Origin of the sequence: Corynebacterium lipophiloflavum DSM 44291 (assembly GCF_000159635.1) — a bacterium.
Taxonomy (GTDB): domain Bacteria; phylum Actinomycetota; class Actinomycetes; order Mycobacteriales; family Mycobacteriaceae; genus Corynebacterium; species Corynebacterium lipophiloflavum.
Map to the genome: position 1 here is coordinate 205,102 of NZ_GG667191.1, position 13,250 is coordinate 218,351.

Here is a 13,250-nt window from a genome sequence, read left to right on the forward strand (position 1 = left end):
TCACCGCGCAGCGCCGGACAACACCCGCAGAGCGAAAGGTAACGAAACGGTAACTGTCCTAGGACGCGACCCAGGTCGCCAGGGTGACGTTTCTAGGACCGTCGGGTCGGGTAGGGACGGGACGGGTAGAGCAGGGTTGGACAGGACAGGTCTCGGTAATGGTCGTCGTCGTAGAGGTAAGCGTGGAGGAAAGAGCAAGCGTGATGGATGATCAATTGTTGTCGATGTTGTCGAGGTCCTTGCATAGGTTGGAGGGTGATCTTCCTGGGCTGGATGATCTTCTTGTGCCGAGGCAGGCGTGTTCGGGGGAGAACGCAGGCAAGCCGCCTGCGCGTCGAACGTCGAAGGTGCCATTGGTGGTGTCGGTGCTGGACGTGAAGGTTGAGACGGAGTGGCTGCTTCGGCGATGGGTAATGGCGCTGGTCCGCGCTGATCCGGGCCAGGCCCCGGTTCCTGGATGTGGCGGGGTGGAGGACGCGGCATGGCTGTTCTCACGCGTGGCGCTGATAGCGGAGATGCCGTGGGGTGTGATGTGCGCGGAGGAGATCATTGCGCAGGCGAGGTTCGTCTCGGATGTGGTGATGCCGCCGGAGGAGAAGGACGCGCCTTCCCCGCTTGAGGTCGGTGGTGTGCGGGAGATCGTGTCGTGGGCGCACCACTTCGGCGTGCAGGTCTCGAGGCGGACGGTGTACCGGTGGGTCGACAGTGGGGTTATCGATTCGGATGTGACACCCGATGGTCGTGTGCTCGTTCGACTGGAGGACGTACTAAACGCATGCCGTGACCAGCGTAATCACAATGTGGCACAGGTGAGTTGATAAACTGACGTACGAAAGAGCTGGGCCACCGAATCGAATGATTCCGGTGGCTTTCGTCATGCGTGGGGAGGTGCGCCCATTGGCGTGGGATGACCGGGCAACCAAGGCCAGGCGCAAGGAGTTCCGGGCGGAGCACGAGGCAATGCAGTCAGTGTGCTGGCTGTGCCGCCAGCCCATCGATTACAACGCGCCACCGCAGTCAGTGAACGCCTTCGAACCTGACCATGTGCTGCCGCGCTCTACTCACCCGGAGCTGGAGGACGACCCGTCGAACTGGCGCCCGTCCCACGCCTCGTGCAACCGTTCGCGCAAGGACGGCGCCCCGGCCCCGGACCTCGGCTCCTGTTCAGAGCAGTGGTGACCGGGCCTGGGGGTAGGGGCGTCTAGATCACCAGCGTTCGCGCCGGGCCATCTCTGGGCGGGTGAGGTGGCCTCTCTCCCCGCAGCGTATCCCCCCTAGGGCCGTCGGCGCGTGAGCGTCGGAGTCTTTGTAAAGGAGGTTGACCGTGGATAGCAGTCCTGAACGCCCTGTGGGCGAGCTGGAGCGGGCGTTCATCGACTCGATGGAGGCGTTGCCAGCGCCCGTGCCGGCTGAGTACGGCGGCGTCGTTGCGCTGGGGCGTGCCTATGCCGAGAACATCGACGAGTCCCGGTCAACGGACACCGAGACGGCGACGAAAGCGCTGTATCTGGGCCCGCACCTGCTGGGCGTGATGAAGCTGCTCGGGATGGCGCCGACTCAGGCCCCGGAGAACACGACGACCTCAAAGGCAGGTGGAAACCCGGACGTTATCGACATCATGCGCCGTATGAGCCGGGAGACCGCCACCGAAGCGAAGGGGCATGGAGCGTAAGGGCTGCACCGAGCCGCGCTTCTACATTCCGCCACTGCGTGAGCTGACGCCGGAAACCTCCAAGGGGTTCGAGGTGATCGAGTTCGCTGAGCTGCTCGGTGTGGAGCTCTACCCGTGGCAAAAGTGGGTCCTGATCCACGGCCTGGAACTCCTGCCCAACGGAGAGTTCCGCTTCAAGAGAGTCATCGTCGAGGTCGCGCGGCAGAACGGAAAGACGCTGCTCATGGTCATTTTGGGCCTGTGGCGGATCTTCCAATTCGGGGCGTCGCGCGTACTGTCCGCCGCACAGTCGCTCGGCGACGCGGAGGACACGCTCGACGAGGCGTTTGCTCTCGCGGCGTGGAACCCGGTCCTGCGCTACTTCCTGCCGGACAATCCTCGCGCCGAAGAGGAGGACGATGAATACAACGGGGCGTACCGTTCCCGAGCGAATGGCAAGGCCGCGATGGAGCTCGCAATCGCGCCCCGCCCGGAGGTCCTCGACCTCGCGGGCAAGATGCCGATCTGGTCGCTCGCCGTGACCTCCCGCAAGGGCGGCCGCTCGAAATCGGTCGATCTAGCTCTCTTGGACGAGCTGCGTGAGCACCTCGACTGGGACGCATGGAACGCTATAGTCCCGACGTCCCGAAATCGGCCGCGCTCGCAGGTGTGGGGTTTCTCCAACGCGGGCGACCTGCGTTCGGTGGTGTTCCGCTCCCTGCGGGAGTCTGCGCTCAAGCAGATCGACGATGGAACTACGGCAGCCACACAGACCGCGTTCTTCTCCTACTCGGCACACCCGGACGCCGATGTTCTCGACCCGGCCGCGCACGCACAGGCGAACCCGTCGATGGGCTATTCGAACCTCACCGCCGACTCCATCATGGCCGAGGCGAAAGACGCCATCGCAGGAGACAATGAGCCCGGCTTCCGAGCCGAGTGCCTATGCCAGTGGCAGGACGTCCTCACCCCGGGAAAGATTTCCCTGAAACTTTGGGAGTCGCTTACGGACACCACCTCCGCCCGTGCGCCGGGCGCGGAGGTGTTCGTCGGCATCGACGTCGCGCTCGACGGACGGTGGGCGCACGTGGCCATCGCCTCCCAGCGCGAGGACGGCCTGTGGCACATCGAGATCATCGCGAGCCGCGCCGGGTACCGGTGGGTACCTGCGTGGCTCGCCGCGCGCAAGAACAGGCCGTGGTTCTCCGGTGTTGTGGGAATGCAGGTGCGCGGGTCTGCCTCGGCGGCACTCTTGCCGAAGTTGCAGGAGGCGGGCATCGAGGTTGCCGAGTGGCAGGGAACGGACATGTCGTCGTCGGTGCTTGGCTTTGTCACGGAGATTAAGAACCGCGGGATCCGACACCGCGATCAGCCGGTGTTGACGGTCTCTATCGAAGGGGCCGTAGAGAAGCGCCGCGGTGACATCTTCATTTGGGACCGGGAGAAGTCAGCGACAGATGCGGCACCGACTGTGGCCGCAAACATCGCGTGGTGGATGGCCACACGCACGGAAGCGACGGTGACGTCAGCCTACGACGACGAAAACTTCGACGCGCCCGGCGAGGACGTGCCCGAACCAGATGAACCAGGTGACAACGACGAGTACGAGGACGGCGGACTGATGTTCGTGTGAGGAGGTGGTGCCCGTGGGTATCTTCAGTAGATTGTTCGGGCGGTTCGATGAAGCGGCCGCGATTCTGGGCAATGCGGACAACGAGTACATGTTCGCCGCCCCGATATTCGCCACCTTGGCACGCGACGTCGACAAGCTCGGCCCTGCGGAGCTCTACAGCTCTCAACCGCACCTACGAACGGTCGTGACGTACATCGCCGAGCAGATCGCGGCGGTATCACTGCACACTTTCGAGCGTATGCCGGACGGTGGCCGCGAACGGGTCCGCATCGGCGATGCCGCGGAGTGGCAACCGGGCGACCCGCTCGACGCTGATCGCCCGGGGTTGTTGCCACTGTTGATGCAGCGCCCGAACCGGCACCAGCTCATGCAGGACATGCTGCGCGCGTCGATTCTCGATTATCTGCTGTTCGACGAGTTCATGTGGGCCGTCCTCGACACCCCGGACGAAACACCGGAGATTGTGCGCATTCCCATCTCCTGGATCATCGGCCGCAACTACGAGGACCCGTGGACGCTGAAGGCGATCCGTATCCGCGACAACCGCGGCCACATCCGCGAGTACATCGGAGACCGCCTCATCCACGTCCACGGCTACAACCCCGAGTTCGAGGAGATCGGTGTGTCCCCGGTCGATTCCCTCAAGGAAACGCTGCGCGAGCAGCTGCAGGCCGCGTCTTACCGCGCCGAGCTCTGGCGCAACGGCCCGCGACTCGGCGGCGTCATCACCCGCCCACCGGAAAAGGACGTCGGCAAATGGTCGCCAGAAGGCCGCCGCCGGTTCAAGACGTCACTCGCACAGCAATACAGCTCGGGCGGCTCGAACGCCGGCGGCACGATGGTGCTCGAGGACGGCATGAAGTTCGAACCGCAGCACCTCAATGCCAAGGACGAGCAGCTGCCAGAGATGACCAAGCTGTCCCTCTCCACCGTCGCGCAGGTCTACCACGTCAACCCGACAATGGTCGGCCTGCTCGACAACGCCAACTACTCCAACGTCCAGGCCTTCCGGCAAAGCCTCTACGTCGACTCACTCGGCCCGCTCATCAAGCAGATCGAGGGGACACTGAACTCCTTCGTCCTGCCCATGCTCGGCATCGATGAATCGCGCTACTACGTCGAGTTCAACCTCGAAGAGAAACTCCGGGGCAACTTCGAAGAGCAAGCGGACATGCAAACCAGCGCCGCCGGCGGCCCATGGATGACCATCAACGAGGTCCGCGCCATGCGAAACCTCCCCGCCCTAGAAGGCGGCGACGATCTCATCCGCCCGCTCAACGTCACCACCGCACCGACGGCCATCGACGAAGAAAACCAAGACACGCCGCCAGACATTGACCCCGCGCCTGGAGGTGACGGTGAATGATCCACGTCGTAATGGGACCGCCCTGCTCCGGCAAGTCAACGTTCGTCGACGCAAACGCTGCCCCCGGGGTAGCCCGCTTCGACCTCGAAAAGATAGCGTCCACCGTCGCGGCACAACCCGTGGTTGAAACCGCGCCGGGCCCGGTCATGGACGCCGTGTTGGCTATGCGGCGCGGGCTCACCGGTTGGCTCCTCGATGCGGAAGCGCCTGTCGAGGAATTCTGGCTCGTTAACTCTCGCCCGCCCGACACGATAATCACCGCGCTCGCCGCACTCGGCGCCACATTCCACGTCCTCGACCCAGGGGAGAACGAGTGCATCGCCCGCGCCATGCGGGAGGGCAGGCCCGACGCAACCATCGAACGCATCAAGCAGTGGTACCTCAACCCGCCGGAGATCCCGGGGGAGAAAGGAGAAAAGGTGACCAAGACCAAGACCAAGACAATCACCGTTGGACTCAAGGCCGCCCCGAACGACACCGCCGCCGACGGGACTTTCGAGGGTTACGCGAGCGTGTTCAACAACGAAGACACTTACGGTGACTTGATCCGCCCGGGAGCGTTCGCCGAAACCATCGCAGACTTCCAAGAACGCGGCCGTGTCGTGCCTGTTCTTTACGGGCATGACTTCGCGGACCCGTTCTCCAACATCGGAGCAGTCGAAGAAATCCGCGAGGACGACCACGGCCTGCGAGTCACCGCCCGCCTCGACCTCGACAACCCAAAGGCCGCACAGGTCTACCGGCTGATGAAGGCGAAACGGCTCAACGAGATGTCGTTCGCTTTCAACGTCCTCGACGGCGGTTTCGCCGAAGTAGACGGCCACGAGGTATACGAAATCACGCGGGTCAAGCTCTACGAGGTCTCCGTCGTCCCCGTCGGAGCGAACCCGCAGGCCGAAATCCTCACCGTCAAGCAGGCGACTGAAGCGCTGGTGACCGCTGCGAAGCAGGCCAACCCAGCGGTCGCTGAGTCCGTCGCCATGCATGCGGGCTCCATCGCCGAGCTCCTGGACCCCGGACGTGACTTCGTGCCGGGTACCGGCGGCACGGTCCTCCAGGAGATCACCCACGAGAAGGACGGCGAACTCGCCGCCTACGAAGCACACCTCCAGTTTCTTGAAAGGAAGCATTATGCATAAGACCCTCATGGAGAAGCGCGCGGCGGCAATGGATGCCGTCCGTGCCGCTCTCGACAAGTACAAGGCAGCACCGACCGACGACAATCTCCGCGGAGACCTCGAGACTGCCATCAAGTCCGTCGACGAGATCGATGCAAAGCTCAAGGCCTCCGAGGTTCAGGGCAATGCTGAGAAGCTCCTCGCGGGCGCCTCCTTCGGCGATACCCCGGGCAAGAAGGGCGCCGAACCGCGCAGCCTCGGTGAGCACTTTGCCAAGCACGGCCTCGAAATGGTGAAACGTCAGAAGGACGGTGAGCGCCTGGACTTCTCCGTCCCAGAATTCGAAATGAAGGCTGCCTCCGAACCCATGGTCCGCCCCCTCGACGGTTCCGGTATCGCCGGGTGGGGCACGACCTTTGAGCGCTCCATCGTCAACCAGCGCCGCGAGCAACTCGTTGTCGCCGATCTGATGGGATCCGCCAACGTCACCCAGCCGGTCATCAAGTACCTGGTCGAGAAAGCGAAGCGCATTGCCGAGGGAGCTTTCGCGACTGTCGCCGAGGGTGCTCAGAAGCCGTACATCCGCTACGACACCTTTGACGTCGTCACCGAATCACTGTCCAAGATCGCGGCGCTGACGAAGATCTCCGACGAAATGGCCGCAGACTACGGCTTCATCGTGGACTGGATCAACAACCAGCTCGTCTACGACCTGTCCGTGGCGGAGGAGTACCAGCTCGTCCAGGGCGACGGCGCAGGCTCCAACGTCCGTGGCCTGCTCAACCGCGAGGGAATTCAGGAGTTCAACATCGACTCCACTGACCCCATCGAGCAGCTCAAGGGAATTTTCGAGGCGTCCCGCCTCCCGGGCCGCGCAACCAACCTCTCCGCCGACGCGGTCATCCTCAACGAGCTCGACTACGGACGTATGCGCCTTGCCCAGGACGCTAACGGTCAGTTCCTCGCAGGTGGCCCGTTCACCGGCCAGTACGGCAACGGCAACATGCTCATCAACCCGCCGGTGTGGGGGCTCAAGACCGCCACCACGAACGCAGCGGTTAAGGCCGGCACCTACGTTCTCGGCAACTTCCGCCAGGGCGCAACCGTCTTGCGCAAGGGTGGCGTTCGTGTCGATTCCGCGAACCAGAACGACGTCGACTTCGAGCACAACCTCATCACGCTACGCGCCGAGGAGCGCGTCGGCCTGATGGTCCCGCTCCCAGCCGCGTTCGTTACCGGCACCCTCGGCACCCCGGCAGGTGCCTAAGCCATGGAGCAGCTCTACCCCTACCGTGTCAGCACTGACAATGGGCCGCTCACACTGCGCTTGACTGAGAAAACCGCGAAGGACCGCTACCCAGGCGCGACCCGCGTCCAGGCCGGCGTGCCGGAGACCAAGGAATCCCCCGACCGGGCGCGCCGTCCACGCAAGCGCACCACCGCCTCGGAGTAGAGGGAAAGGAGGGTCACCATGGACGTCGACCCTGATCATGGGCTGACCCCCAACCCGGACGTTGCTGTACCCGTCTCCCAGGACGACATCAACCTCGCGGTTGAAACGCTCCGGGACCTGGCGGGTTGGCACGTCTGGCCCATCAGGAGCGACACAGTCACCGTCGACACCGCCGGCGACTCTGTCATATTCCTGCCGACTCTGCGACTCCTCGACGTTACCTCCGTCGAGGTAGACGGCACCCCCGTCCCACTCGACAGCATCGAGTGGTCCGAATCCGGCATGATCCGCTTCAAACAGCGTCCCCGCCGCGGCTTCCGCCGCGTCACCGCAACTATTCGCCATGGGTTCGAATCAACCCCACTCACCGCCGTTGCCATGCACATGGCTTCCCGGTCTAAACAACCGGGAACCAACATGGCCGTCGGCGGCATCTCCGTCGGCGCACCCGGTGCAATGACACCTCAATCCTCAGAGTGGCGACTACTCGACCGCTACAAACTGGGGCCGATGCCGTGATATTCACCGAGCGAATTACGATCCTGCGGGCCCGCATCGTCGACGGTGAGTACGGCGGCAAGGAGGAGGACTGGACAAACCCGGTCGAAATTCCGGTCACCTTCCCCGTATCAGTTCAGCCAGTCGGATCGGAGGAAACAGAATCCGCCGCGTCGCATCAAGTCAGTGACAAGTGGAGGGTGTTCTCCGAACCGCCAAACCTTATCGAGGAGCTCCGCCCCACCGACCGTGTTCGCGTGGACACCTGGGGTGGAATCGAACTCGATGTTGCCGCGCGCCCGCTGCACTGGCGCACGGAGTTCCTCGCTCACACCGAATGCGACCTGGAGGTGATCCGAGGTGCCCGCAGAAATTGACGGTGACGACCTTTTCCGCCAAGCCATGGAACTACCGCAGGTCAAGGCAAAAGTGCACGAACGTGCAACGAAAATAGCTTCCCGCACGCGTCGTGACCTTGCCCGCGCCGAGATCGACGCCACCGTGGAAATCGTCGAGTACCACACCCCCAGCGGCCGCGCGTCACTCAACATCCGGGGCACGGTCAAAGACCCGTCGGACAAACGGCAAGCAGCTCGGATAGCGCGCCGGGCAGGAAGGGCGTTTCGGAGATGAACGAAGTAGGCGAGCTCGACATCCTCAGGAAGGCTATCCGCGTCGTGCAGGGAGTTCTTGGCCCGGACGTGTGGGTGGCCGATTCACTACCGAAGGCCGACGACCTGGAGGCGAACCTTCCAGCCGTTGTGGTCGACCTCCTGCCAGGCTCCGAGGTTGCAGCCTGGGGTGGGGAGACGATCACCGCGCTGGTCGACTACGTCACCCTAGACGTGGAGGTAGTGGACTCCTCCCGGGCAAAGGCGACGGAGGTGGGGGTGAAGGTGCGCCGCGCGCTTCACCAGCTCCCGTTCATCGAGGGGACAGGCGTTAAAGACGTTGATTGCCCTCGGCTGTCCACCCGCGAAGAAATTAACCACCGTGTGAAGGTCATCGGCACGGTCGTCGATCTGGCCGTGACCGGTCCCTAGTACGTTTTTCCACCCCGTCGGCCACATCGGCGGGGTTCATCAATTTCCACAGAAAGGCTTGACCATGCCCAACCAGGACACTCTTTCCGGTTTCCGTGCTGCCGCTCTCCGCGTCGGTGTGACCGGCGCTCTTCGGACGGCAGCGCTCGGCACGAATGTGCCGACCGACTTCTCCGGCAAGTACGACCCCACGATCCACATCAACCGCGGTTACCTGTCTCCTGACGGCATCGCGATCAACTTCGACGACGAGACGAACGAGTTCATTCCGTGGCAGGAGGTGAACCCGATCCGTACTGACATGACCCGCGCGGTCAAGTCGGTCCAGCTCACCCTGTGGCAGTTCACCCGCGAGAACGCCGAACTGTACTTCGGCGTCCCCGGTGGCGACATCGTCGTCAACGCTGACGGTTCCTGGTACTTCGATGAGGGCGACGCTCCGGAGTTCGAGAACCAGCAGTGCATCATCGACGTTGTCGACGGCGATAAAGCTATGAAGCTGATCCTCCTAAACGCCAAGGTTTCCGAGCGCTCCGGCATGACCATCCAGCGCGGTGAGGCCATCGGCCTGCAGATCACCCTGACCTCCTACCCGGCGGGTGCGGAGTACGCCGCCCAGCCCGGACTGGAGCGCAAGACTGCGCGCTGGCTGTTCTCTGCTGGGTGGGATGGTTCCGGCGCTTCGGGCGCCGTGTCCGCCACCGCTGACGGTGTCGCCCCGCTGCGCGTTCAGACTGCGGCGCTTCTGGATGGTGCGGTCGGTGAGGTCTACGGCCCGATCGAACTCGCTGCCCTGGGCGGCTCCGCACCGTACACGTGGGACGTCGAGGACGGCGCTCTGCCTCCGGGGGTCACCCTCTCGGGCAGCACCATTTCCGGCACCCCGACGTCGGACGGTACCTACTCCATCACCCTCGGCGTGAAGGACTCGGACAACCTGAGTGCAACGAAGCCGCTGACATTGCGCGTCATCGACTCCGCCGCCGAGTAGCACTCGTACGGGTGGGGGTGTGGGTTCACCTTGGCAGGCCCGCCCGCACCCCCTCACTTCTCGCTGTAAATGGGCCTGCCGTTCAAACTTCGCAAGAAAGGGTCTGCCATGACTACCAACAAGAAATCCGACGTTTACGACCTCGACGCCCTCCTCGCACAAAAGGAAGAAGCAACCGGCGTCAAAGAGGGCCGGGTCTCGTTCACCTTCAAGGACCAGTCCTTCACGTTCAAGGATCCGACGTTCCTGACCGACGAGGAAGTCGGCGAGCTCGACAGCCTCCCGGAGTATGGACCGGACGTAGCTGCCTGGTACATGGGTGACGACGAATACGACAGGTTCCTTACAGTCGGCGGCTCCGCGAACCTGTGGTCCGTCGTCCTCAACGAGCACCTCAAGAAGTCCCGCGCTGAGGATGCGGCGGGAAACCCTACTCGATCGAATCGCTCGCAGCGGCGTACGGCGGCGCGGAAGCGCTAGAAGCCGCGTTGCTTCAAGCGTACCCGGGGCGTGACCCCCTCGCGGAATTCTTCCGCGGAGAGGTCACCCTCCGCAAGCTCCGCGTCATGTGCGAGTACCTCCCGCAAGACTCTCCCGCGAGATGGAACGAAACAGGCGGTCGGCCGTACACCATGACCGACTCGCTTCTGTGGCGGGCACTGTGGGCGCTGTGGGAACTGCAGGTGATCACCGCGCGGGGAAACGGGGACAGGAAGGCAAAGATGCCGTCCGACGAGATGCCGCCGTACCCGTGGGAACGCGGCAAGTCCTCCAACACCCAAACCTTCGGCTCCATTGGCGACAACGACCCGGAGGAAGTTCTCGACTACCTGCTGTCCCTCGAGTAAAAGGAGGAACCCGCCATGGCTGAAAGCCAAGTCTGGATCCCGGTCAACGCCTCGATGCGAGGATTCGTATCCACCGTCGCCAAGGAAGCGGCGAAAGCGGCAGGCGCGGGCGGCAAGAATCTCGAACAGGGATTCAGGGAATCGGGAGAGCGCTCCGGACAGGCCGTCGCGGACGGTCTCGCTGCGCAGGCAAACAAGGTTGATGCAGCATCACGCGCGCTGGCCACTGCCCGCAACGCAGAAGTGCAGGCATCGTCCGACGCAGCCGTCGCGGAAGAAAAGCTCAATCAGCTCCGCGTTGCCGGAAACTACACAATGGGGGACTTGGCAAAAGCCGAAACAGCCCTCGAGGTCGCGAAGCAAAAAGCGGCTGACGCCGCAGCTCGCGTCTCCGCCCGCGAATCCGACCTAAACACTGTTCGCGAAGGTGGCGAGGCAACCTCCCGGCAACTCGTCCGTGCAGAGGACCAGCTCGCCGCCGCCCGAGTTAAACACATCGACGCCACCGGCAAAGCGCGCGCCGCTGAAGCGGTTCTGGAAGACGCCGAGCAGGACGCAGCGATGGCCCTAGAGCGCTTGGAAGAATCCACCGCCGCGCTCACCACAATCCGGGAAAAGTACGGCGCTGAATCCAAGGAAGCAGCAGCGGCTGAAAAAGAACTCGCACGCGCCCAAAAAGACTCCGACAAGGCCGCACTAGACGTAGTCAAAGCGCAAGGCCAGGTCAAAAAAGCGGCCGCCGACCTCGCCAACGCGCAAGACGACGTCCGCTCCAAAACCATGCTCCTCGGAGGGGTGCAACGCGACCTCGCAGACTCAGTGCAGCGCGCCGGGCAAGAGGTGGGTGAAGCGGGAGATAAGGTCCGCGGGTTCGGTAAGGATATGGACGCCGCGGAGGGGTCCGCCCACGGTTTCGTGTCTGGTATCGCGGATGTGGCGAAAAACGCGGCCGTGGCTGCTGCAGGTGTCGCGGGTATTGGCGCGGCCGCAGCGGTCGGGTTGGACGCTTCCGGTGCGATCTCGGAAATGAATCTGCAGCTCGGACTCACAGGAGAAAGTGCCGCAGCACTCGGGCAAGAGGTGGGCGATGTTCTCGGCTCTGGCCTCGCGTCGAACGCCGACGAAGCAGCTGGTGCAGTGGGAGCGCTCTCATCCCAATTCCGTTATCTCGGTTCCGAAGGAGAACAATCCGCAGCGCAGCTATCCGATAACTTCCTAGCATTCACGAAGACGTTCGGTGTCGAGATGTCGGAGGCTACCCAGCTCGCGGGGTCGTTGATCACGAACGGTCTGGCACCGGATGTGGAGACTGCCTCCGATTTGATGATGGCGGCGTTCCAGCGCGTGCCGGCCGCAATGCGGGACGAATTGCCTGAGGTGATGAATGAGTACGGCACGTTCTTCTCGTCTCTCGGGTTTAGCGGGCAGGAAGCGTTTGGGCTTCTGGTGAATTCGGCGGAGCTGGGCAAAATCGGCCTGGATAAGGTCGGTGACGCGCTCAAGGAGTTCGGCATTCGAGCGACCGATCTGGGTGACACCGGTGCGGTCGAAGCGCTTGATGCGCTCGGGCTGGCAGGTGAAGATATCCAGAATCGTCTTCTCGCCGGTGGTGAGACCGCAAAGGGCGCGTTTGACCAGGTTGTCGATTCGCTCCTGGGCGTCAAGGATCCGGCAGAACAGGCCCAGCTCGCGGTTAGCCTGTTTGGTACACCCATTGAGGACCTCGACAAGGCGAAAATTCCGGGGTTCCTCAAGGGACTGTCCGATTCAGGTGACGCCATGGCGGGGTTCGAGGGCGCGTCTCAGGCGGCAGCGGATACGATCGCCAATTCGCTTGGTGGCCGCATGGACAAACTCAAGGGGACGGTCACAGCCCTAGCGTCCGACGGGTTCATGCTCCTCTGGGACGTGACGGAGAACAAGATTGTCCCCGCGTTCCAAAATTTCGGTGATTGGGTACAGCGCAACGAGGCGTGGCTCGGCCCGCTCGTCGCGGCTGTGGGTGCGGCAGCAGGCGTGTGGGGTTTGTGGACCGGTGCGATTCTGCTGTGGCAAAACGCTGTAAAGGTCGCGACGGCAGTGCAGGCAGCTTTCAACGGCGTTGTGGCATTGAACCCGATCATGCGCGCGGTGATGGCTGTGGCAGCGCTCGCGGCGGGGGTGACGTACTTTTTCACTCAGACGGAGACCGGCCGCGTGATGTGGCAGCAGTTCACGGACGCACTGTCGGCAGGGTGGGACTGGGTCGTCGGCAAGTTCACCGCTGGGTGGACGTGGATTCGCGACGCAGTGTTCGTACCCATGGCAGCGTTCACCGCGGGAACGCTACTGCCGGCATTCCAATCGGTGTGGGCTGGTATTCAAGTTGGCTGGGATGCGTTCACGGGGGCACTGTCCTGGGCCTACAACGCGATCATCCTGCCAGTATTCAATGGCCTCGTCACGGCAGGGAAGTTTATGTTCGCGGTCATCGCCACCGCCGTCCTCACACCAATGTTGATTGCCTGGAACCTGTTGTCTTCTGGGATTCAGTGGGGATGGGAGACCGTCATCCGCCCGGCCTGGGACTTGATGGTCGCGGCCGCAAACTGGATGTGGGTTGGTGTGCTGCAGCCCGTGTTCGGCTGGATTCAGACGGGTTGGCAGCTG

General features: G+C 63.2%; 16 protein-coding genes. All 16 read left to right on the plus strand.

The window, feature by feature from the left end; all coding sequences use genetic code 11:
- Positions 1-158 precede the first annotated feature (158 nt).
- Entirely contained in the window at positions 159-818 is a 660-nt protein-coding gene (locus tag HMPREF0298_RS01000) for a MerR family transcriptional regulator (RefSeq protein WP_006839215.1), read from the plus strand.
- A gap of 37 nt (positions 819-855) precedes the next feature.
- Positions 856-1,179, plus strand: a complete 324-nt coding sequence (locus HMPREF0298_RS01005) for an HNH endonuclease signature motif containing protein (protein ID WP_006839216.1) — start codon at positions 856-858, stop codon at positions 1,177-1,179.
- Between the two features lie 145 nt (positions 1,180-1,324).
- The gene (locus HMPREF0298_RS01010) at positions 1,325-1,672 is read left to right on the plus strand and encodes a terminase small subunit (RefSeq protein WP_040422127.1); all 348 of its coding nucleotides are present in this window, start codon (positions 1,325-1,327) and stop codon (positions 1,670-1,672) included.
- Positions 1,662-3,284 carry a terminase large subunit gene (locus HMPREF0298_RS01015; RefSeq protein WP_006839218.1) on the plus strand — a complete coding sequence of 541 codons (1,623 nt, stop codon included), beginning with the start codon at positions 1,662-1,664 and terminating at the stop codon, positions 3,282-3,284. The genes HMPREF0298_RS01010 and HMPREF0298_RS01015 overlap by 11 nt, the downstream gene beginning before the upstream one ends.
- A 13-nt stretch (positions 3,285-3,297) precedes the next feature.
- Positions 3,298-4,650, plus strand: a complete 1,353-nt coding sequence (locus HMPREF0298_RS01020) for a phage portal protein (RefSeq protein WP_245527423.1) — start codon at positions 3,298-3,300, stop codon at positions 4,648-4,650.
- A complete protein-coding gene (locus HMPREF0298_RS01025) occupies positions 4,647-5,789 on the plus strand; it encodes an HK97 family phage prohead protease (RefSeq protein ID WP_006839220.1) in 1,143 nt (380 codons plus the stop codon). Before HMPREF0298_RS01020 ends, HMPREF0298_RS01025 begins: the two co-directional genes overlap by 4 nt.
- Positions 5,782-7,035, plus strand: coding sequence for a phage major capsid protein (locus tag HMPREF0298_RS01030; RefSeq protein ID WP_006839221.1), 1,254 nt, complete (start codon positions 5,782-5,784; stop codon positions 7,033-7,035). The genes HMPREF0298_RS01025 and HMPREF0298_RS01030 overlap by 8 nt, the downstream gene beginning before the upstream one ends.
- Positions 7,036-7,038: 3 nt before the next feature.
- A complete protein-coding gene (locus HMPREF0298_RS01035) occupies positions 7,039-7,221 on the plus strand; it encodes a hypothetical protein (protein WP_006839222.1) in 183 nt (60 codons plus the stop codon).
- 18 nt (positions 7,222-7,239) lie between these two features.
- Positions 7,240-7,740 carry a hypothetical protein gene (locus HMPREF0298_RS01040; RefSeq protein WP_006839223.1) on the plus strand — a complete coding sequence of 167 codons (501 nt, stop codon included), beginning with the start codon at positions 7,240-7,242 and terminating at the stop codon, positions 7,738-7,740.
- Positions 7,737-8,096 (plus strand): phage head completion protein, encoded by a 360-nt coding sequence (locus HMPREF0298_RS01045; protein WP_006839224.1) that lies wholly within the window; start codon positions 7,737-7,739, stop codon positions 8,094-8,096. Before HMPREF0298_RS01040 ends, HMPREF0298_RS01045 begins: the two co-directional genes overlap by 4 nt.
- Positions 8,080-8,352, plus strand: a complete 273-nt coding sequence (locus HMPREF0298_RS12090) for a hypothetical protein (protein WP_006839225.1) — start codon at positions 8,080-8,082, stop codon at positions 8,350-8,352. The genes HMPREF0298_RS01045 and HMPREF0298_RS12090 overlap by 17 nt, the downstream gene beginning before the upstream one ends.
- Positions 8,349-8,762, plus strand: a complete 414-nt coding sequence (locus HMPREF0298_RS01050) for a hypothetical protein (protein WP_006839226.1) — start codon at positions 8,349-8,351, stop codon at positions 8,760-8,762. Before HMPREF0298_RS12090 ends, HMPREF0298_RS01050 begins: the two co-directional genes overlap by 4 nt.
- Positions 8,763-8,826: 64 nt before the next feature.
- Positions 8,827-9,753, plus strand: a complete 927-nt coding sequence (locus HMPREF0298_RS01055; protein WP_006839227.1) for an Ig domain-containing protein — start codon at positions 8,827-8,829, stop codon at positions 9,751-9,753.
- 108 nt (positions 9,754-9,861) lie between these two features.
- A complete protein-coding gene (locus HMPREF0298_RS01060; protein ID WP_040422128.1) occupies positions 9,862-10,233 on the plus strand; it encodes a hypothetical protein in 372 nt (123 codons plus the stop codon).
- Positions 10,234-10,385: 152 nt separating this feature from the next.
- Positions 10,386-10,601 (plus strand): hypothetical protein, encoded by a 216-nt coding sequence (locus HMPREF0298_RS01065; protein WP_050758232.1) that lies wholly within the window; start codon positions 10,386-10,388, stop codon positions 10,599-10,601.
- Positions 10,602-10,616: 15 nt separating this feature from the next.
- Positions 10,617-13,250: phage tail tape measure protein (locus tag HMPREF0298_RS11475; RefSeq protein WP_006839230.1), on the plus strand; the 2,634-nt coding region annotated here is incomplete at its 3' end.